Source organism: Temperatibacter marinus, from assembly GCF_031598375.1.
GTDB lineage: Bacteria > Pseudomonadota > Alphaproteobacteria > Sphingomonadales > Kordiimonadaceae > Temperatibacter > Temperatibacter marinus.
The window spans coordinates 2,439,368-2,459,983 of sequence record NZ_CP123872.1 but is presented as its reverse complement, the minus strand read 5'-3'; the positions used below and the strand labels follow the sequence as shown (position 1 = coordinate 2,459,983).

14 protein-coding genes and 1 pseudogene are annotated in these 20,616 nt (G+C 43.1%); 4 read left to right on the top strand and 11 right to left on the bottom strand.

Features of this window, described 5'->3' with window-relative positions; translation table 11 throughout:
• Positions 1 to 10: 10 nt before the first annotated feature.
• Together QGN29_RS11010 and miaA are read right to left on the bottom strand one after the other, a co-directional pair.
• The gene (locus QGN29_RS11010) at positions 11 to 1,756 is read right to left on the bottom strand and encodes an acetolactate synthase 3 large subunit (protein WP_375164704.1); all 1,746 of its coding nucleotides are present in this window, start codon (positions 1,754 to 1,756) and stop codon (positions 11 to 13) included.
• 373 nt (positions 1,757 to 2,129) lie between these two features.
• Positions 2,130 to 3,065, bottom strand: a complete 936-nt coding sequence (gene miaA, locus QGN29_RS11005; RefSeq protein ID WP_310797911.1) for a tRNA (adenosine(37)-N6)-dimethylallyltransferase MiaA — start codon at positions 3,063 to 3,065, stop codon at positions 2,130 to 2,132.
• A gap of 30 nt (positions 3,066 to 3,095) precedes the next feature.
• Between miaA and serB the strand changes: the two genes are divergently transcribed.
• From serB to QGN29_RS10990, 3 genes are all read left to right on the top strand, one after another.
• A complete protein-coding gene (serB, locus tag QGN29_RS11000) occupies positions 3,096 to 4,016 on the top strand; it encodes a phosphoserine phosphatase SerB (RefSeq protein ID WP_310797910.1) in 921 nt (306 codons plus the stop codon).
• 211 nt (positions 4,017 to 4,227) lie between these two features.
• On the top strand, positions 4,228 to 7,716 hold the full coding sequence (locus QGN29_RS10995; RefSeq protein ID WP_310797909.1) for an indolepyruvate ferredoxin oxidoreductase family protein: 3,489 nt from the start codon (positions 4,228 to 4,230) through the stop codon (positions 7,714 to 7,716).
• A gap of 11 nt (positions 7,717 to 7,727) precedes the next feature.
• A complete protein-coding gene (locus QGN29_RS10990; RefSeq protein WP_310797908.1) occupies positions 7,728 to 8,849 on the top strand; it encodes a Glu/Leu/Phe/Val family dehydrogenase in 1,122 nt (373 codons plus the stop codon).
• A gap of 55 nt (positions 8,850 to 8,904) precedes the next feature.
• Here QGN29_RS10990 and metH read toward each other — a convergent pair.
• The 3 genes and pseudogenes from metH to QGN29_RS10970 all read right to left on the bottom strand — a co-directional run bounded on the left by metH (position 8,905) and on the right by QGN29_RS10970 (position 14,471).
• Positions 8,905 to 12,586 (bottom strand): annotated as a pseudogene (gene metH, locus QGN29_RS10985) (methionine synthase).
• Between the two features lie 2 nt (positions 12,587 to 12,588).
• Entirely contained in the window at positions 12,589 to 13,500 is a 912-nt protein-coding gene (gene metF, locus QGN29_RS10975; protein ID WP_310797905.1) for a methylenetetrahydrofolate reductase, read from the bottom strand.
• The gene (locus tag QGN29_RS10970) at positions 13,497 to 14,471 is read right to left on the bottom strand and encodes an ArsR/SmtB family transcription factor (RefSeq protein ID WP_310797904.1); all 975 of its coding nucleotides are present in this window, start codon (positions 14,469 to 14,471) and stop codon (positions 13,497 to 13,499) included. Before QGN29_RS10970 ends, metF begins: the two co-directional genes overlap by 4 nt.
• A gap of 194 nt (positions 14,472 to 14,665) precedes the next feature.
• On the opposite strand from QGN29_RS10970, the gene QGN29_RS10965 reads away from it, so the two are divergent.
• A complete protein-coding gene (locus QGN29_RS10965; protein ID WP_310797903.1) occupies positions 14,666 to 15,439 on the top strand; it encodes an MlaA family lipoprotein in 774 nt (257 codons plus the stop codon).
• A gap of 66 nt (positions 15,440 to 15,505) precedes the next feature.
• Here QGN29_RS10965 and QGN29_RS10960 read toward each other — a convergent pair whose 3' ends face one another.
• The 6 genes from QGN29_RS10960 to QGN29_RS10935 all read right to left on the bottom strand — a co-directional run bounded on the left by QGN29_RS10960 (position 15,506) and on the right by QGN29_RS10935 (position 20,603).
• Complete coding sequence (locus QGN29_RS10960) at positions 15,506 to 16,279, bottom strand: enoyl-CoA hydratase (RefSeq protein ID WP_310797902.1); 774 nt, start codon at positions 16,277 to 16,279, stop codon at positions 15,506 to 15,508.
• A 75-nt stretch (positions 16,280 to 16,354) separates the two neighbouring features.
• On the bottom strand, positions 16,355 to 17,278 hold the full coding sequence (locus QGN29_RS10955; RefSeq protein ID WP_310797901.1) for a flagellin: 924 nt from the start codon (positions 17,276 to 17,278) through the stop codon (positions 16,355 to 16,357).
• A 10-nt stretch (positions 17,279 to 17,288) separates the two neighbouring features.
• Complete coding sequence (flgK, locus tag QGN29_RS10950; RefSeq protein WP_310797900.1) at positions 17,289 to 19,406, bottom strand: flagellar hook-associated protein FlgK; 2,118 nt, start codon at positions 19,404 to 19,406, stop codon at positions 17,289 to 17,291.
• A gap of 109 nt (positions 19,407 to 19,515) precedes the next feature.
• Entirely contained in the window at positions 19,516 to 19,938 is a 423-nt protein-coding gene (locus QGN29_RS10945) for a 3TM-type holin (protein WP_310797899.1), read from the bottom strand.
• Positions 19,939 to 19,961: 23 nt separating this feature from the next.
• Positions 19,962 to 20,171, bottom strand: a complete 210-nt coding sequence (locus QGN29_RS10940; protein WP_310797898.1) for a hypothetical protein — start codon at positions 20,169 to 20,171, stop codon at positions 19,962 to 19,964.
• 75 nt (positions 20,172 to 20,246) lie between these two features.
• Positions 20,247 to 20,603: a hypothetical protein gene (locus QGN29_RS10935; protein ID WP_310797897.1), complete on the bottom strand. Its 357-nt coding sequence runs from the start codon at positions 20,601 to 20,603 to the stop codon at positions 20,247 to 20,249.
• Positions 20,604 to 20,616 lie beyond the last annotated feature (13 nt).

Here is a 20,616-nt window from a genome sequence, read left to right as displayed (position 1 = left end):
ATCCCTACTCTTATACCAATGCTAACGCTTCATCATCTTTAGGATCGCCTACAACGTCCCCAGATAACATCATTTGATTGTGCGCGGCACCTGAGGGTACCATTGGGAAACAGTTCTCTAGCTTTGCAACGCATAAGTCAATCACTACAGGCCCTTCAGTCTTGATGGCCGTGATGATTGTATCATCCAGATGCTGAGGATCCGTCACACGAAGCCCTGTCGCCCCATAAGCTTCAGCAAGCTTAACAAAATCTGGCATAGAGTCTGTGTAGCTATGTGAATAGCGACTTTCGTAATTTAATTCCTGCCATTGTCGAACCATGCCCATATATTCGTTGTTTAAGATAAAAATCTTTACATTCGATCGATGTTGAATGGCAGTCGATAATTCTTGAATATTCATCTGAATAGAAGCGTCTCCAGCGATACAGAGGCATAGACGATCATCGTCAGGAACCTGAGCTCCTATGATTGCAGGGAAACCATAACCCATCGTCCCAAGTCCACCAGAAGTAAGCCAACGATTAGGCTTATCGAAACCAAAGTATTGAGCAGCCCACATTTGGTGCTGACCAACCTCTGTAGAAACAATAGGATCACGGTCTTTAGTCAATTCGTAAAGTCGTTCAATGGCCTTTTGAGGCATGATCTGTTCACTGCTGTCCTTATATTTCAAGCAGTTTATAGATCGCCATTTTTCAATTTGCTTCATCCAGGCTGATATGTCTTGCTGATGATCAGAACTATTTGTTGCATTCCATTCATCCAGTATTTGTTGCATTACAACACCTGAATCTCCAATAAGAGGAAGGTCTACTTGAATGTTTTTGTTAATGCTGGACACATCAATGTCGATATGAATTTTATAAGAGGCCGGTGAAAACTCTTCAACATTCCCTGTTACACGATCATCAAATCTTGCTCCCACACAGAGCATGACATCACAGTCATGCATCGCGTGATTTGCTTCCCATGTACCGTGCATGCCAAGCATTCCTAACCACTGAGGATCTGTGGCGGGATATGCACCAAGTCCCATCAGTGTACTCGTGATCGGCATATTTGTTTGACGGGTAAACTTTCTCAATACTTCTGATGCTTCAGGTCCCCCATTGATGACACCCCCGCCGCTATAGATGATCGGTCTCTTCGCATTCTTCAACATTTCAACTGCCGTTTTAATATCAACGTTCGGCGCTGCAGTTTGAGGATGATACGTTCTATGTTCAGATTCGTTCGGTTCTATATATTCAGCCCGTTCAACCTGAACATCTTTCGGTAAATCAATCACAACAGGTCCAGGGCGCCCATTGGTGGCAACCCAAAAAGCTTCATAAATAGCTTTTGGAATTTTTTTCGTGTGCTTAATAAGATAGCTATGCTTCGTACAAGGCCGTGTAATACCAACAGTATCAGCCTCCTGAAATGCATCCGTCCCGATCAAGTGACGGGGTACTTGCCCCGTTAAGACAATAATCGGAATGCTGTCTAACATAGCATCGGTCAGACCTGTTACTGCATTGGTTGCACCAGGTCCACTGGTCACTAAAACTACGCCCGGCTTGCCCGTAGATCGAGCATAACCTTCCGCCGCATGTGTTGCAGCCTGCTCATGACGCACAAGAATATGTCTGATCTTAGTTTGCTTAAAGATTTCGTCATAAATTGGCAAAACAGCACCACCAGGATACCCAAAGATAACTTCCACACCAAGATCAGTCAGTGATTTAATGACCATCTCTGCGCCTGACAGCATCAATTTCTCTTCAATATAGGCTTCTTCATCCATGCCATTTATTTCATCATTTTCTGTGTTTTTGTTATAATCTGTCATAAACAACTCACTACAGTAATATTTTATTTCACGAACTCTTTACATGCACTGCACAAATTAAACAACCCTAAAAATAAAAAAAAAGTGCCGCATAAATGCGACTCTTTTACGAATCCAAAATTACCCTTTTAAATTATCTGAGACTCACAAACAAATGGGGGCGCTGAAGGCGCCCCCGGGGGGTGGGTCTCGTCACATTTCAAGATCAACCTGGGCCGATGATCTTGAGGTGAAGGCACCTGGGCTGGTTGGTACCTTCTCTGAAAATATAATGTTAATAAATTACTCAGTCAACCTATTTCTTGATAATATATTTTATCAATCTATCAGATTCTCTTTCCAATTGTTGCGTATCGATGAAATTCCACTGAGAAAACTGATTTCTAAACCATGTAAGTTGCCTTTTAGAAAATCTGCGGGTTTGCATTTTGCTATTCTCAATTGCCACCTCAAGAGAAACCTCTTTATTTAGATATCGAATCAAATCTGGATAGCCTAAGGATTTCATGCAAGGTAGATTCGAATCAAGACCTCTTCTATTCAGATTTTCGACCTCATTCATCGTACCCTGCTCCATCATGAGATCAAATCTTAGATTACAACGATCATAAAGTGTCTCTCGATCAAGACTCAGGACATATTTATGAACCACGCCTTCTTGGTCTTCAGAAAGGAGCGGTCCCGGCTCATTCTTCTTTTGCCACTCACTAAGAGCTTTCCCTGAAGAAAGCCATACTTCTAGAGCTCTGCAAATTCTTTGACTATCGGCTGAATGAAGTTTTTTGAACAGAGGCGGGTCAATCTCTCTTAACCGCGCATGGAGAGCTTCGCTACCATACTGCTCACACTCTTGGCGCACGCTCTCTCTTATGGCAGGTTCAATTTTTGGAATAGTCGCAACACCCTCTAACAAAAATCTGAAATACATCCCCGTCCCTCCAACGACGATGGGAAGCTGACCTCTTGCTTGGGCGGCTCGAATTTCTTTTATTGCATCCACAGTCCAATCTGCTGCTGAACAGACATCCGAAGCGTCAAGATAGCCATAGAGTTTATGCGGTGCTTCCGCCTCCTCTTCTTGGCTAGGGCGGGCCGTTAATATACGTAGATCTCTGTATACCTGCATGCTGTCAGCATTAATTACGACCCCATTCATCTTTTTTGCCAACATTAATGCAAATGCAGACTTGCCACTGGCTGTTGGTCCTGCAATAAGTATCGTGTGTTTCACAAATTATCCTATAGCTGATTGAGTAGTATTATGGCTTATACACATGTCTTAACAATTATTCGCCCAAATGACCACACAGAAGACCTAGAAAGCTTCACAGAAAGTTTCTCAAGTCATATGAAAAGAATGATGGTTGATGATTTTACCCTCACACTTCTCTCAGAAAATACAGCTTTTGACCTCAAGTTCACTGAAAAAGAGCTTGAAGAGAACCACACGATTACGTCAACTCTCCAAGGAATTTGCGAAAACACGCCTGGGTTTGACTGGTTTATTCAGCCTCTAGAGCATCGTAAAAAGAAGATGCTTATTGCTGATATGGATAGCACCATGATTACCATAGAATGTATAGATGAATTGGCTGATTATGCCGGCATTAAAGATAAAGTATCAGAAATTACGGAACGAGCGATGCAGGGTGAGCTCGATTTTCACGCAGCTCTCATAGAGAGAGTAGCCTTACTCAAGGATATGAAAGCTTCGGTACTCATGGCCTGCTATGAGGAAAAAGTAGCCTTTACAGCAGGGGCGTATGAATCTGTCCAGACCATGCTAAAAAAAGGCGCAGTCACTGCCCTCGTCTCAGGTGGGTTTACTTATTTTACTGAAAAAGTATCCAGCCATTTAGGCTTTCAACATCATAAGGCCAACATCCTTGAAATTAAGGAAGACCGACTAACCGGGGCCATTCTCCCTCCCATTTCAGATAGCCAGACTAAAATCGATACGCTCCATGAACTTGCTGAGCGATTTAACATAAACCCGTCCGATATTATGGCTGTTGGTGATGGGGCGAATGACATTCCTATGATCAAAGGTGCAGGTGTCGGCGTCGCCTACAAAGCCAAAGAAAAGGCACGGTCTGCTGCTGATTTTCAAATCAATTACACAGACCTAAAATCCATACTCTATATCCAAGGATACACAGAGGATCAGATCCTAACCCCCTGATTGCATTAGTTTCTCTTGGAACAATAAATTAGCGTTTTGAAATAATATTTCAAAATACATGAACTTTCTATCCGTTTCCCTCATGGGATTAGCGATATTAGAAAGCCAATTTCTTCTACTTTCTGCCATACTATAGGTATGAAGGAAACATATGGGCCCATCCATATTTACTACCCAGAAACAATAAAATGACCTGGGGCGGGAGAGTAGAATGTCTAAGAAAGTCAGTTTAAGAGATAAGTATGAACTACGTGAAGGCACAGCCTTTATGTCAGGCATCCATGCCTTAGTTCGCCTGCCTATGGTTCAGCGATGGCGTGATGAACAAGCTGGACTTAATACAGCTGGTTTCATTTCAGGCTATCGTGGATCTCCTCTGGGTACATATGATCTTGAGTTGAGCCGAAACACAAAACTTCTTGATGAGAATCATATTAAATTTGTTCCGGGCCTAAATGAAGATCTTGGCGCAACAGCTGTTTGGGGTTCACAAACAATCCCTAAAGACCAGTCTGAATATGATGGCGTCTTTGGTATTTGGTACGGCAAAGGCCCTGGCGTTGATCGTTCTATGGATGCGCTTAAACACGCTAACTTTGATGGTACAAGTCCTTACGGCGGTGTTCTTGCTATTGCTGCCGATGATCACGGCTGTAAATCATCAACGTTACCTCACCAATCAGATCACAATTTCATGGCTGCTTTCATGCCTGAATTATATCCAGCATCAGTGCATGAATTTGTAGAGTACGGCCTTCTCGGTTTAGCAATGTCGCGCTTTGCGGGCACATGGGTGGGCTATAAAGTTATTTCAGAAACAGTAGAAACAGCAGGATCTGTTAACCTAAGTCGTGAAGGGCGCGAGATCATTTTCCCAGAATTTGAAATACCTGACGGCGGTCTCCATTACCGCTGGCCGATGGTCTGGAAAGAAAAAGATACTTTGATGCAGAACTATAAAGGTTTTGCGGCACAAGCCTTTGCGCGCGCCAACAATATTGACCGTCTCATTTTTGATAGCCCAAAACCAAAATTCGGCATCATTACGACCGGAAAATCCTATCAAGATGTCCGTCAAGCCTTGCATGAACTTGGTATTACAGAAGAAGTTGCGAAAGAAATTGGCCTAAGATTATATAAAGTGGGCATGCCTTGGCCTCTTGAACCTGAAGGGGTTCGGGCTTTCTGTGAAGGCTTGGACGAAGTCTTAGTGGTCGAAGAAAAACGTGAAATGATTGAACACCAGATGCGTTGGCAGCTCTATAACTGGAAAGAGAATGTCCGCCCAACGGTTGTCGGAAAACACGATGAAAATAATAATTGGATGCTGCGTGCTGACGGAGATCTTGATGTGGGAACAATTGCTCAAGTCATCTCTGATCGCATGTCTAAGCTCTATAATTCTTCCGATATGAAGGCTAAGCTTGATTATTTCCAAGACAGAAAACGTTCTTCTGTTGGCTATACACCAGCTGTTGCAAGAACCCCCTATTTCTGTTCTGGCTGTCCCCATAACAGTTCCACAGTTGTGCCTGAAGGCAGTCGCGCCCTTGCGGGGATCGGTTGTCATATTATGGCGACAAATATGGACCGCAACAATGAAGACTTCACGCACATGGGCGGTGAAGGCGTTACTTTTGTTGGTCAAATGCCCTTTTCAAAAGAAAAACATATTTTCGCAAACCTCGGTGACGGTACCTATACACATTCTGGTGTGCTCGCTATTCGTCAGGCCGTAGCAGCAAGCATTAACATCACATACAAAATTCTCTTCAATGACGCTGTGGCCATGACCGGTGGTCAAGTTGCAGAAGGACAGTTCACACCAGTTGACATAGCAAACCAAATGGTTGCGGAAAAAGTCAAAAAGACTGTCATTTTGTCTGAACGTGTAGAAGAATATGCTCTTGTGCAAATGCCTTCCGGTGTTGAGGTTAAGGACCGCAACGAACTAATGAATGTTCAAAATGAATTCAAGGCTATCGAAGGCACCACAGTTATTATTTATGATCAAACTTGTGCGGCAGAAAAACGTCGTCGCCGGAAACGCGGTAAGTTAGTTGATCCAAACAAGCGCGTCTTTATTAATGATGCTGTGTGCGAAGGGTGCGGGGATTGCTCGGTTCAAAGTAACTGCGTATCTATCGAACCCCTTGAGACTGATTTAGGACGCAAAAGAAAGATAAATCAATCCAGCTGTAATAAAGACTTCAGCTGTGTCAAAGGCTTCTGCCCTAGCTTTGTAACGATTAAAGGCGGATCGCCGCGTAAATCAAAAGCTGGCATGGGAGACCTGTCTCAATTTAATCTTCCAGAACTGCCTGAACCTTCTCTCGCAAAATTTGATGGAGAATTCGGCGATTATAACATTCTGCTTACCGGTATCGGCGGTACAGGTGTTCTCACAATATCTGCTGTTCTCGGTATGGCAGCCCATATTGAAGGCATTGCTTCAAGCACTCTCGATAACACAGGTCTTGCTCAGAAAGGGGGGTCCGTTCTATCTCACCTTCGTTTGGCTGAGAAATCAGATTTACTGCGCTCTCCACGTATTGTTACAGGCCGTGCCAATCTTCTCATGGCGTGTGATAGCATTGTTGCTGCCTCATCAGAAGCCATGGATATTCAACGCAGTGATCGCACTGCAGCCGTGATTAATACTCATCTAACGCCCACAGCGGCTTTTGTACGCAGTCGAGATATTGATTTTAAAGAAGCTTCAGTTCAAAAACAGCTTGACGCCTCAACCAAAGAAGACGCCAGATACCGCATACCAGCAACTGAACTGGCCGCAGCGCTTATGGGGGACAGCATTGCAAACAATACATTTGTCATGGGCTATACATGGCAACAAGGTCTCATTCCTATTAGCCGTGAGGCAATTGAAGAAGCCATTCGTCTAAACGGCGTGGCAGTAGACTTTAATCTCCGTGCTTTCTACTGGGGTCGTATGGCTGCTCATGACATTGACTCCATAAAAAAGGTGCTTCAAGGCTCCACAATGGACAAAAGAAAGCCACTAACAGACCTTGATGATATTATTGAGCATAGGAAAGAGCACCTTACAGGTTATCAGAATCAAGCTCTTGCAGAAAAATATGCTGCTATGGTGCAGAAAGTCCGTCATAAAGAGACTGAACTCGGTTTTGAAGAGTTGAGCGTCACAAAAGCCGTTGCAACTCAATATGCCAAGATTTTAGCCTATAAGGATGAATATGAAGTTGCTCGTCTCTATTCTGCCCCAGAATTTAGAGAGAAATTAAAGGCTACTTTTGACGGAGATCTCAAATTGTCACTCAACTTGGCCCCTCCACTTCTCAGTAAAGTGGACCCAAGAACAGGCCGTCCTGCTAAGCGGGAATTTGGCAGCTGGATTTTCCCAGTTCTCTCTGTTTTGTCCAAATTTAAAGGCTTACGAGGCTCTGCATTTGATATCTTTGGCTATCATAGCGAGCGCAAGATGGAGCGCAGCCTCATTCATGATTACGAAGGCACTCTTGAGGCTCTAATCTCAGGTATGTCAACGGACAATCACGACATTGCTTTTGAAATTGCTAATTTACCTGAGGGTATTCGTGGATTTGGTCCTGTGAAGGAAGAGTATCTTGCAAAAGCTAAAGCCCGTAAAAAAGAATTATTTGAAAATTGGAATGTCAAACCTCGTGCGGACAAATATGTCCCTAAAGCCGCAGCAGAATAAAGGAAAAGAGAATGCCTGTGTTTGATTCAAGAAGTTTTAAAGATCATGAACAAGTTGTTTTCATCAGTGATGAAAAGACTGGCCTTAAAGCAATCGTTGCTGTTCATTCAACGGCCCTAGGCCCAGCGACTGGAGGTTGCCGGTTTTGGGATTATTATGCAACTCATAAAGGATCTCCAGTTGATGTGGCTCAAACACGCGGAGAACAGGACGCTGTCTATGATGTTCTGCGATTATCACGCGGCATGAGCTATAAAAATGCAATGGCAGGTCTACGTCTCGGCGGCGGAAAATCAGTGATTATTGGGAATTCCAGGGAACTTGGAACACCAGAACTCATGGCTGCCTTTGGCCGTGCCGTTAATAAACTTGGGGGCATGTATTATGCTGCTGAAGATGTAGGAACTAGCCCTGATATGATGGAAGCTGTTCATACGGAAACAGATTACGTTGCTGGCCTAGCAGAAGGTGAATTTGCGACTGGCGACCCAAGTCCGCACACTGCTTTAGGTGTATTTGTCGGCATTAAAGCCGCCTGTGAGCATAAATACGGCTCAGACAGTCTGGAAGGAAAGACTGTCGCAATTCAAGGTGTCGGTCATGTGGGTGCTGTACTTGCAGATCACTTACGCGATGCTGGTGCAAAAATTATTATTGCTGATATTGTTCAATCAAACATTGATGCTGTTTTGAAGAACGGGCCTGCAGAGGTGGTCGAACCAAGTCGTATTCATGCTGTAGACTGTGATGTATTTGCACCCTGTGCGTTAGGCGGCGGTATCAACCCAAAAACCATCCCAGAAATCAAAGCAAAAGTCATCGCAGGTGCTGCAAATAATGTTCTTGAAACAGAAGGTGTTGATGACCAAGCTCTTATGGAGAGAGGTATTCTTTACGCCCCAGATTATGTGATCAATGCCGGCGGCATCATTTCCGTTGAATTTGAAGTTCATAAGGAAAAAATTCAAGGGGATATGCGTAAAACAAAAGTACTGCGCATTGGGGAAACATTAAAAGAAGTCTTTGAAACAGCTGAAAAAGACGGGCGCCCAAGTGGCATTGTTGCCAATGAAATGGCCGAAGCCATAATTAAAGCAGCTCAAGATAAAACGCTGTCAGCAGCAGCTGAATAAGACATTTTATAGACCAGAGATATTTTAAGGGAGCTTCAATAGCTCCCTTTTTTATTTAGTCCGCAAGATTTGGTCTTAAATTTCTTTCAGCTTCAGCAAGGTCAATACCACGCCGCTCAGCGTAATCCTGCAGCTGATCTTTACCAATTTTACCCACCCCAAAATACCGGCTGTCTGGATGGGAAAAATACATACCTGAAACTGAGGCTGTCGGTAACATCGCAAAGCTATCAGTTAGGCAAATATCTGTATTTTCAGGCGCACTTAACAATTGAAAGAGAGTCTCCTTCATACTGTGATCAGGACAAGCAGGATAGCCTGGTGCTGGTCTGATAGAAGAGTAACGCTCTTTGATCATATCTTCGTTACTCAGCTTTTCATCAGATGCAAAGGCCCAAAACTCCTTGCGAACACGTTCGTGCATGCGCTCTGCAAAAGCCTCTGCTAAGCGGTCTGCAAGTGCCTTGAGCATGATTTCATTATAATCATCATTGTCTTTTTTGAAGCGCTCCACGTGTGCATCAATCCCAAGTCCTGTGGTCACTGCAAAGCCACCAAGCCAGTCATTCTGCCCTTTAGGCGCAATAAAATCTGCAAGGCAGTCATTGGTACGCTTGCCTCGCTTATCAACTTGCTGTCTGAGACAATAGAATTTTGAGTTTTCTTCAGGAAGAATAATATCATCTCCTTCCGCGTGGGCTTTCCAAAAACCAATCACCCCTTTTGCAGTAAGCCATTTCTCTTCAATAATCTGTTGAAGCATCGCTTTGGCATCTTCAAATAAATCGCGAGCCTGTTCGCCAACAATCTCATCCTCCAAAATTTTGGGATAAAGACCATGCAACTCCCAAGTTCTGAAAAAGGGTGTCCAGTCAATACGGTCAACCAAATCATTCAAATCGTAGTCTTCAAAGACTTTTAAACCCGTGAAAGACGGCTCGATAGGATCAAACTCAAGTATGGGCTTGTTAGCTCTGGCAGAACCCAGTGAAATTAATCGATCCCCTTTTGGGTTGGCGAGGCGTTTCTCCCTGATATCATCATACTCCGCCCTGATAGACTGAGTATAGGGCACCCTATCCGTGGCTGATAAAAGCTGAGACGCAACACCAACTGCTCGAGACGCATCTAAAACATGAACCACTGATCCAGTGTAATTGGGTGCAATCTTTACGGCAGTATGGACTTTGGACGTCGTAGCACCGCCAATCATTACTGGCAATTCCATCCCTTTTCTTTCCATTTCAGCAGCAACCGTGCACATCTCATCCAAAGAGGGGGTTATCAAGCCAGAAAGACCAATAATGTCCACATCTTCATCGTTTGCTTTTTGAAGGATATCAGCCCAAGGAACCATAACGCCCATATCCACAACTTCATAATTGTTACACTGCAGAACCACCCCGACGATATTTTTCCCAATATCGTGAACATCGCCTTTAACTGTTGCCATGAGAATTTTTCCCTTAGCGGATTGTCCAGCTGATTTTTCGGCCTCAATGTAAGGGTTTAAGTAAGCGACGGCCTGTTTCATAACCCGAGCAGATTTAACCACCTGAGGTAAAAACATTTCGCCTGCGCCAAATAAATCGCCTACAACATTCATCCCGTCCATCAAAGGCCCCTCAATCACCTCAAGGGGTCGCGCCAGTTTTTGACGTGCTTCTTCTGCATCTTCTTCAATGTAGGTATTAATGCCTTTAACAAGGGCATGTTCGATACGCTTTTCAACAGCATTCTCACGCCATGACAGGTCTTCTACTCGTTTTTTACCAGCCCCATTATACTCGTCTGCAATTTCAAGAAGGCGGTCCGTCGCATCTGATCTACGATTAAGAATGACATCTTCAACCCGTTCTTTCAGCGTTGAAGGAATGTCACTATAAACAGTTAATTGACCCGCATTCACAATCCCCATATCCATGCCAGCTCGGATGGCATGATAGAGAAACACGCTATGCATTGCCTCTCGAACAGGATTATTTCCTCTGAACGAGAATGATATATTTGAAACACCACCTGAGATTTTACAATAGGGTAATTTTTCCTTAATCAAACGAGTGGCTTCAATGAAATTCACTCCATATCCATCATGCTCTTCAATACCAGTAGCAACGGCAAAAATATTTGGGTCAAAAATGATATCTTCAGGGGGGAAACCAACTTCATGAACGAGAATATTGTAAGAATTTTCACAAATTTCTACTTTCCGCTCGATCGTATCAGCCTGTCCATCTTCATCAAAGGCCATTACGACAACGGCCGCCCCGTACCGAAGGATGCGCTTAGCATAATTTACGAATTCTTCCTTCCCTTCTTTTAGAGAGATCGAATTAACGACAGCCTTTCCTTGAACACATTTCAAGCCAGTTTCAATAACTTCCCATTTTGAACTATCTATCATAATAGGAACACGGGCGATGTCTGGTTCAGCAGCAATAAGCTTCAAGAAGGTTTCCATGGCTTCAAGGGCATCTAACATAGCGTCATCCATGTTGATGTCGATGATTTGGGCGCCGCCTTCCACTTGATCACGAGCCACATCTAATGCTTCATCATAAAGGCCTTCATAGATGAGCTTTTTAAACTTAGCTGAACCAGCGACATTTGTGCGTTCGCCGACGTTAATGAATTGTGCTGTTGGTTTACTCATCACATTACTCCGCAGCATTAATTATAGTAACAGGGTCTAAACCTGATAGACGCATGGTTGGCTCTAATTGGGGAATAAAACGAGGCTGAACACCGTCTACAACCTCTGCAATTGCTTGTATATGCTGTGGTGTTGTACCGCAACATCCTCCTGTGATATTTAACAGTCCATCTTCAGCCCATTGTTTCAGGTGGGCCGCTGTGTCCTCTGGAAGTTCATCGTATTCGCCCATTTCGTTGGGCAAGCCAGCATTCGGATAAACACAAACATTCGCGTCCGCGATCTCAGAAAGAAGAACTGCATGAGGGCGCAGATGTTCAGCACCAAACGCACAGTTCAGTCCGATTGAAAAAGGCTTGGCATGACGGACGGAATACCAAAAAGCATCAATTGTTTGGCCAGAAAGGTTCCGCCCAGACATATCAGTCACTGTACATGACAGCATGATCGGCAACTCGTATCCCAAATCATCAAATGCCTCCATGGTTGCGACTATCGCTGCTTTGGCATTCAATGTATCAAAGACTGTCTCAATAAGGACAATATCAATTCCTCCTTCAATGAGGGCATCAATTTGAGCTCTATATGCTTCTTTCATATAGTCAAAAGAGACTTCTCTATAACCAGGGTTGTTCACATCTGGTGATACAGATAAAGTCTTGTTCGTTGGACCAATGGCACCAGCGACATATCTAGGTTTGTCAGGCGTTTTTTCAGTATAGGCATCAGCAGCTTCGCGCGCGACTTTCGCTGCAGCAATATTAATGTCACGGGTTATACTTTCAGCACGGTAATCTGCCTGAGAGATCGTCGTTCCATTAAAACTATTGGTTTCTATAATATCAGCTCCCGCCTCAAGAAATTGACCATGTATTTTCTTAATGATAGCGGGTTGTGTGATTGAAAGGATGTCATTATTTCCTTTAAGATCACAATTCCAATTTTTAAAAGCCTCGCCTCTGAAATCGGCTTCTTCTAGCCCTTCCCTTTGCAGCATGGTTCCCATAGCCCCATCCATAACAAGAATTCGGTCTTGCGTACTTTTTAATAAGGTCTTTATTCGCTGTAGTTGGCTCTGTGACATGACTAGACCTCCTTCTTTGGACGGTGTCCAAGCATATGGCAAATCGCATAGGTCAATTCCGACCGGTTCAGAGTGTAAATATGAAAATCTTTAACCCCACCAGCATAAAGCTTGCGACATAATTCATTAGCGATTGTTGCAGCGATCATTGATCGGGTTTGAGGGCGATCATCAAGGTCTTCAAATAGGTCTTGCATCCATTTAGGGATTTTTGTCCCGCATAAATCCATAAACCTCATCAAAGACTTATAATTCATGACAGGCAAAATACCAGGTAGAATTGGCACATCTATGCTCATACTTTGGCAATGATCCAAAAAGCGAAAATATGTATCAGCTTCAAAGAATGCCTGTGTAATTGCGCGGCTTGCCCCATTATCAATCTTACGCTTTAGATTATCAAGATCCGCAGATAAATTAGGGCTATCTGGATGGATCTCAGGATAAGCTGCAACCGAAATATCAAAATCTGCGATTTGTTTGATACCCTTGACTAAATCAGCTGCATTTTGATAGCCTTGAGGATGCGGTATATAGTCTTGATTCATATCTGGCATGTCGCCGCGTAAAGCCACAATGTGACGGACCCCGTCCTCCCAATATTGTTCAAGAATGGCATTCACCTCTGATTTTGAATGCCCAACACAGGTTAAATGTGCTGCTGGACTTAAGGTTGTTTCGTCAAGAATACGTTTTACAGTCTTATGGGTACGCTCTCGTGTACTCCCCCCAGCACCATACGTCACTGAAACGAATTTCGGGTTTAGACTTTCTAACTGGGTAATACTGTCCCACAATGTTTTTTCCATCTTTTCTGTATTAGGCGGAAAAAATTCGAAGGAGATATTAGCATCACTGACAGGATCAGTGAAAAGTGAGGACGCCATAGCCTGGCCAAGGTCAATTTTACTCATGACTCTCTTCCTTTTTCGAGACGCCAAACTTTCACATCAAGTTTGTCACCTTTAAATGTTAAATTTTCTGCATAAGATAAGGCCGAACCATGGGCCCATGAAGTAACTTCTTCATCACTAAAGCCTAGGCGCCTGTGGGCGTGTTCATCACGTAAAAATTCATGTTGATGAGGCGCAAAATCTGCAATCAATAGTGCACCGCCCGCTCTGAGAGACTTTTCTGCTTCTTTAATTGCCATCAGGGGATCATCAGCAAAGTGAAGGACCTGATGAAAAATGACTAAGTCCTTACTGCCACGTTCAACAGGTAAATTATACATATCCCCAAGACGGACCTCACAGTTTTCAATGGATTTAGCATCCAGTTCATTCCGTGCAACAGAAAGCATATCCCTTGATAAATCAACACCAACACCTGCGGAAATACTTTCTGAAAAAACTTCTAAGATCCGTCCTGTCCCTGTCCCTACATCAAGTAAATTACCGTTTCTTTGCTCACCAGCAAGCTCGATAAGAGCTTTCTCGACCTCAAGCTCCGGCACATATAAAGACCTCACTTCATTCCATTGTTCTGCATTTTCCTGAAAATATTCAGCGGCCAATGTGGCCCGTTCAGCTCTTAATAGCTTAAGACGTTCCAGATCCCGAGCAAGATCCCCTGAATCGCTTTCAATATGTGGCAATAAATCATTGATGAGTTGGCGTTGAAGACCATGATCCGCAAGTCGATAGAAGACCCACGTCCCCTCCCTAAATCTTGCTAGTAATCCTGCCTCGACCATTAAACGCAGGTGACGAGACACACGAGGCTGACTTTGATCCAAAATTGAAACCAATTCGCTCACAGTCAGTTCACCGTGACCTAAGAGGCCAAGAATTCTTAATCTTGTAACTTCGGCTGCAGCTCTTAGTGCTGACAACAACAATTCCATAGTATTCACCATTGCTTGATTCGACTTTCCGTTAAACATATAAACATATCTTTATATATGTAAAGAAGATAAACGAACTAATAGAAAAATAGTATATAAATACGGTGAGAAACCTCACGAAAATGTGCATTTCCCTTGTAAAGGGTGTCTGATAACACTAGATAGACATCATAAAATTGGCACATTTAAGTCAGATAGATAATAAAAACATTAAAACGACACGGATAATCAGAATGAAAAAGGTGATACTCCTTCTTGTAGCTTTATCAGCTGCCGCTTGTGCAACAACGCCAGATGTAATTGACCCCTACGAGAAGACGAATAGAAAAATATTTGAATTTAATCGTAAAGTCGATCGAGTCATCCTTGATCCCGTTGCAAATACCTATAATGCTGTCATGCCATCCCCTGCCCGAAAAGGCATTAGAAATGCATTTGATAATCTTTCCGAACCAATGACTTTTGCGAATGACATCTTGCAGGCGAAACCGGAAAGAGCCATTTCGACGCTGGCAAGATTTATAATCAATAGTACTGTCGGCATTGCGGGGCTCTGGAATCCCGCTGAAAAAATGGGCCTAAAGCGCCATAAAGAAGATATCGGTCAAACTCTTGCTGTCTGGGGCTTTAAAGAGTCGCCCTATTTCATCATACCTTTTGTTGGTCCTTCTACAACAAGGGACACGGTTGGTTTTACAGCCTCACTTTTCCTAGATCCTACAGACTATGTCATAGATAAAGAATTTGGCTGGGAGTGGGTCTATGCAAGACTGGGTGCAGACATTATAACGATTAGGGCTGAGCTTGATAAAGTTTTGGATGATTTATACTCAGAAACTGACCCCTATCTTCTTGCCCGATCAGCCTACCTTCAACGCCGTGATTATCTAATAAGAGACGGCAGAGAAAAAGAATATGATGAAGAAGACGATCTCTTCTTTGACGATGAATTAGATGATGAAGAAGTAGAGTTGTTAAATCTCATTCTCTCCTCTAAAAATCAATAAACTGCTAAGACACGAACGCTAAACGAAAAAAGGTCAATCGCATGAATATTGACCTTTTTTCTGAACTTATCCAAATTTTGACCAATCAGGTTTTCGCCTTTGCATAAAGGCCTGTATCGCTTCTGCGCATTCGGGTGATTTTAATTGATTACCAAACTCAATACCTTCTTGTTCAAGACGTGCAACAATGTCCTTCATATCTCCCTTGATTAATTTCTTTGATTTTCTAATAGCCGCTGGGGGGCGATGATTAAAATCATCTGCTAATTTTTCCGCGAGTGTATGACAGTCTTCAAAACTCTCTGTTAAGTGCGTTGCAATATGCCAGTCATGTGCTTCTTCTCCAGAAAATGACCTGCCAGTTAACAACAAATCTGAAGCCTTAGAATGACCGACCTTTTGAGGAATCATATAAGATGACCCTGCTTCGGGAACGAGTGCAAGTTCAGTGAAAGGCATTTTATAAAGAGCATCTCTTGTTGTAACAATTTGATCGCAATGCAGTAACATTGTCGTCCCAATGCCAATTGCCAGCCCATCAACAGCCGCGATCACAGGTACGGAAGACGGAACGATAGCCCGTAAAAATCGAATAGATTCAAGCTCTTCTCGTGTATCACTCATATTGAAGGCCATGAAGTCATGCAGGTCATTTCCCGAAGTAAAACATCCTTCGGTGCCTTTCAGCAAAATGGCTCTGACAGCAGTGTCTTTTTCTGCCTCTTCAATCACTTCAGACATCTGGTCGTACATCGCACCTGTAATGGCGTTTTTCTTCTCAGGTCTGTTAAACTGAATCGTGATAATATTATTTTCGCGTGAAATCAAAACATCTGACATTACTACCCTCCTTGTCATACTTCTTAATAATATAGGGAGAGGATAGGTTGCGGCGCAAGGCTTTATATAAGAAACTTACAAGAATCTGAGCAAAGAAAGCTGTGTCAGAGAACTCACAGCTTGATAGGAAGCCTCTAAGGCTACTTGGTCATTATTTAATCGCGTAATGGCTTCTGCAAGATCCACATCTTCTAAATCTGCAATATAAGTTTCCAAGTAGTTGACAGTATCTTTGTGTTGATTATCCACAACTTCGAGCCGCTCAAATGCGAGCCCGTTTGATACTTGAATTTGCAGCATATCATCAATTACGGTGTCTAACTCTGAAATTTTAGACTGAATGAAAGCATATGACGTTGAATCAAGTTCGCCTTCCAAAGCCCCAGGATTTGTCACATTGTAATCATAGATATCATGCATTACTTGAAAAGCATCTTCAGCAATTTCATCAGCTAGCAAACCAAATTCTAACTCTACTCCATCGGCAATTCTCGCTTCAAAACCAATATCACTGTTTTCAAAGGCATCACTTATAGAACCAAGGCTTGATAAGTCAGATATTTCATCAACATTGACAGGTTTGGTGCCTGTTTTTGCACCTGAGAATAAAAAAGTTCCATCCAAGTTGGAGTTCAAACCATTCACTATGAATTTGAAACCCTGCTCCAGAAGAGGAATAAGCCCTTCTGCTTGATAGTTAGCCAGAGCTGTCTGAGTTGTCTCTTTCAAAGAGCGCATTGAGTTCAACATACCTTCTAACTGAACATCGTTTGCGTCAAGCTTTCCTCTGATCGTGGCAATTGAGCTTTGGTATGTCTCTACGCGAGATTTAAAATTCTTCGCCCCTAAAATCGTAGCCGTATCACCGGCAGTGCCAGCATAATCCGTCGACTTTTTACCTGTGGTAATCTGCTGTTGTGCTTTAAAGACACTTTCTTGATTATTCATCATCCCTCTTAAAAGAAGGGTTTGCTGTCCAAAGCTAGATACACGTGTCATTGATTAACTCCTATACCACTTGCAACAAGGAATCGTAGAGACTTTGAACCGTAGATAACACTCTTGCTGAAGCATTGTAAGCATTCTGGTAGACAACCAGGCTAGACAATTCCTCATCCAGATTAACACCGCTCACATCACTGCGGCGCAGTTCAAGCTCATCTCTAAGAGCCAAATTATCAATTTCTAAATTTTCTGAACGCTGAGCCATCAAGCCTGCATTCCCAAGATACTGGGCAAGATATTGTTGAAGACTAGCATCTGCCGCTCTTAACTCGCCAGCATCGCCAAATTGAAAGACTTCTGTTTCCGTCTCTTGGAATGCAAGCGCACCGCGTTGGTCCCCTGAAGTAAGGACAACATCGCCCACTGATCCTGTCAGGTCGAAGTCACTCACAGCGAACAATGAAGGATCTTGGCTCAATTCATTCCGCACTGAAAGTTCATGGCCTGCATCAATTTGATAGCTTTTATCAAGACCGAATGCCTTAGTAAAACCAACCCCCGTTGATCCCATCTCTGTCGCATCAGAGATCAATTGAATATCAACATCGGTAATTGTATTATTGGAAGTCCATGTTAACTGTCCCTTAGAATCTAAGGCATATGTCACATAAGCACCCAAGCCGGTATTGTCATTAAGTTCGGCAATGACATCATCTATATCCGTCCCTGAAATTGTAACGGTGACTGTAGAAATTTCAGAATTATTTCGGTCAAGAACTCTGAACTCAATTGTTTCACCATTGGTCATCGTGTGAGGGTCACTGCCTGTGAGGCCGGTTTCGTAAATTCCTTGTTCTCGACCACTGATCACATCATTCATACCAAAGAAGTGAGAGAAGCCCCGGCCAGAAAGGGAAGAAGGTGTTGTCTCATTATCAGCAATAACGACACCATTGGAACTACTGGCCGCTGTCAAAGACATCTGACCATTTGTCAAAGCCAATGTCCCTGCCCCGCCCAAGCCTGTATTGACTGCTGTGACTAATGCATCGTAGTCAGCAAAAGCCGTGCTATCAAAATCAACTGTATGGGAGGCAACAAGTTGACTGTTACTATCCGTAACGGCAAAAGTTACTTCCCCTGTAAAATTAACATTTTGAGAGCCATCGATGAAGGTGGTCTTGCCCTCCAAAGAATTTGGTGCCGGCACAGCAGAATATTGATTATGAACAGCATTCATTTGGTCTGTGAAACGAGCTGAGAACTCCCCTAAGGTTGTGGAAAGATTCACAAGTTGCTCATCTCTAAGGTCCATGAGCCCTCTCAGCGATCCAGACCGGATTTGACCATTCATATCTCGACCAGAACTTGTTACTTCATCCGTATTAGGATTGAGCCTATATAATTCAATAGGGTCAAAGTAAGAGGAGGAATCTACGGTACCAGGTGCTTCATACTCTAAGCGGGTTTTTGTTGTATTATCGACAACAGTGATCCCGCTTGATGTGGTCACTCTATATGTACCTTCATCATTTTGTTGAACTGTAATATCCATAAACTCAGATATCTTATCCAGAACCTGCCCCATCTCTCCTTCAAGAGACCCAGCATTATTCCCCTCCGCACTTGCCTTTGCAATCAGCGGATTAAGTTCATAAGCCCGATTAAAGAGCTCATTTAATTCGTCAGTTTTTTCTGCGATCTGCTGGTTGGTCTCATTTCTCAGATTTTGCACTTCATCTTGTATAAGAGAAATATTATCCAAAAATGTCTGCATCTCATTGAGCGTCTGTTGTCGTCTCAAGGTATCCGCAGGATTGAGCGACATGTCAGCAATTGAAACATAAATATCTGAAAGTCTTTGAGACAAGGAGCTATCTGCATTGGGATCGCCCAAAAGCCCTTGAATACGATCCTGGAATTCACGCTGGGCTGTATATTCTGCTGCATTTGAAGAAGATGTTCTAAACGCAGATTCTAAAAATCGGTCAACAACGCGGGTCACACCAGAGACAATAACCCCCGCAGAACTGCCCTGAACCACGTTAGGGGCTTGCTCCACGACCAATCGGCTATAGCCAGGTGTATTCACATTAGCAATATTATTCGATGCAACCTGTAGGGTCTGTTGATTAACAAACAACCCTGACAAAGAGGTATTAATGATCGAATTTAATGACATACCCTATACCTTTGATCCCAAAATTAACCTAAACAGCATAGCACTTTTTACCTATTTAACGGCTTTGCTGCTTCCATTCGGTCTTTAATATGCAAAGGTTATGCCATTTCTAGTGGTGTGCATTCACACCTGTATATTTTTCAAAAGTACGCAAGCCACCAATCCCTAAAATCGATAAGAGGACTGTGATCAATGTTTCTGTGCTAGAGAGCGGCGGAACAGAAGGGTACAAAGGGTAGAAGCTTGTCATAATCCAGTTTATCATATCATAAAAGATAAAGTGCCAAGCCAGTGCCAAAGCACAAATCCATCCAACAAAAGGACGCCATCCTGCTACAAAAAGAGAGGCATGCGCCGCTTCGACTTCATTAATCCGTGTTTGGGCTAAATATTTTTCTTGGGAAAGTCTCTCCAAGATTATTTTTTTTGAGAGTTTTTCGTCCTCACTTGTAAAGAGTTGATCTAAAATAGCTCCGATTTGTTTGAGTGATGCTGACGGTTTCACGGCTTTTAGTAGGGACAATAAACTCATAGAACTGGCTCCTAAAGTGGCGATTAAATCCAACCTAATTTATCGCTAAGTAAAAAGAAAAGAAGGGCGCCTAATTTGAATACAGTGATCAGTAAAAGGCGCGTTAATAGTCCCCACCGGGTAGAACATATCTTTTCATGTTGATCGATTTTCAGAAGAGCCTCGGTAGCTGTTACTAAGGCTTGATGTGTCGACACAGACATATCAGCAGCTGATTTTTTCTGTTTACTCATACGCTAGGGGATTCAGCAGCATGAAACACACTGACCTTAGACAGAGAGTGAAGAATATTGAATTCCATTCCCATACTAAGAAGAAAGATGAAAGTGAGCACTATCCCCTCCTTTTAAGGCCTTTACCAACGCCTTTAACCCTTGATAGGCAAACCCCTCCTCTTTCTCATGGCTGTGGGATGGCATTGAAATTCCCCCCTCAAGAAAAGCATTTTTAACTTTACGGATTGCGCGACAATCAGCTTGGTCAAACAGAGGCCTTTGACCCTCCGGCCCATGGGTATCTATGATTTCATGAAATCGATGTAAGAGCCTATCCAATCGTCTGAGAGTCTGTTCTGCTTGCTGACGAATTAATAAGAGTTCCTTTACCTCTTGAGGTATATTTTTAGCGGCGCGTTCCGCCAGAAATGATTGCATAAATTTGTCCATTTTTGTCTCCTTT

What these genes read in the sequence shown, in the direction of transcription:
- QGN29_RS11010 (WP_375164704.1), bottom strand. Translation starts at nt 1,756, where the DNA reads ATGCTGTCAGGCGCAGAGATGGTCATTAAATCACTGACTGATCTTGGT.
- serB (WP_310797910.1), top strand. Translation starts at nt 3,096, where the DNA reads ATGGCTTATACACATGTCTTAACAATTATTCGCCCAAATGACCACACA.
- QGN29_RS10995 (WP_310797909.1), top strand. Translation starts at nt 4,228, where the DNA reads ATGTCTAAGAAAGTCAGTTTAAGAGATAAGTATGAACTACGTGAAGGC.
- QGN29_RS10990 (WP_310797908.1), top strand. Translation starts at nt 7,728, where the DNA reads ATGCCTGTGTTTGATTCAAGAAGTTTTAAAGATCATGAACAAGTTGTT.
- metF (WP_310797905.1), bottom strand. Translation starts at nt 13,500, where the DNA reads ATGAGTAAAATTGACCTTGGCCAGGCTATGGCGTCCTCACTTTTCACT.
- QGN29_RS10970 (WP_310797904.1), bottom strand. Translation starts at nt 14,471, where the DNA reads ATGTTTAACGGAAAGTCGAATCAAGCAATGGTGAATACTATGGAATTG.
- QGN29_RS10965 (WP_310797903.1), top strand. Translation starts at nt 14,666, where the DNA reads ATGAAAAAGGTGATACTCCTTCTTGTAGCTTTATCAGCTGCCGCTTGT.
- QGN29_RS10960 (WP_310797902.1), bottom strand. Translation starts at nt 16,279, where the DNA reads ATGTCAGATGTTTTGATTTCACGCGAAAATAATATTATCACGATTCAG.
- QGN29_RS10955 (WP_310797901.1), bottom strand. Translation starts at nt 17,278, where the DNA reads ATGACACGTGTATCTAGCTTTGGACAGCAAACCCTTCTTTTAAGAGGG.
- flgK (WP_310797900.1), bottom strand. Translation starts at nt 19,406, where the DNA reads ATGTCATTAAATTCGATCATTAATACCTCTTTGTCAGGGTTGTTTGTT.
- QGN29_RS10945 (WP_310797899.1), bottom strand. Translation starts at nt 19,938, where the DNA reads ATGAGTTTATTGTCCCTACTAAAAGCCGTGAAACCGTCAGCATCACTC.
- QGN29_RS10940 (WP_310797898.1), bottom strand. Translation starts at nt 20,171, where the DNA reads ATGAGTAAACAGAAAAAATCAGCTGCTGATATGTCTGTGTCGACACAT.
- QGN29_RS10935 (WP_310797897.1), bottom strand. Translation starts at nt 20,603, where the DNA reads ATGGACAAATTTATGCAATCATTTCTGGCGGAACGCGCCGCTAAAAAT.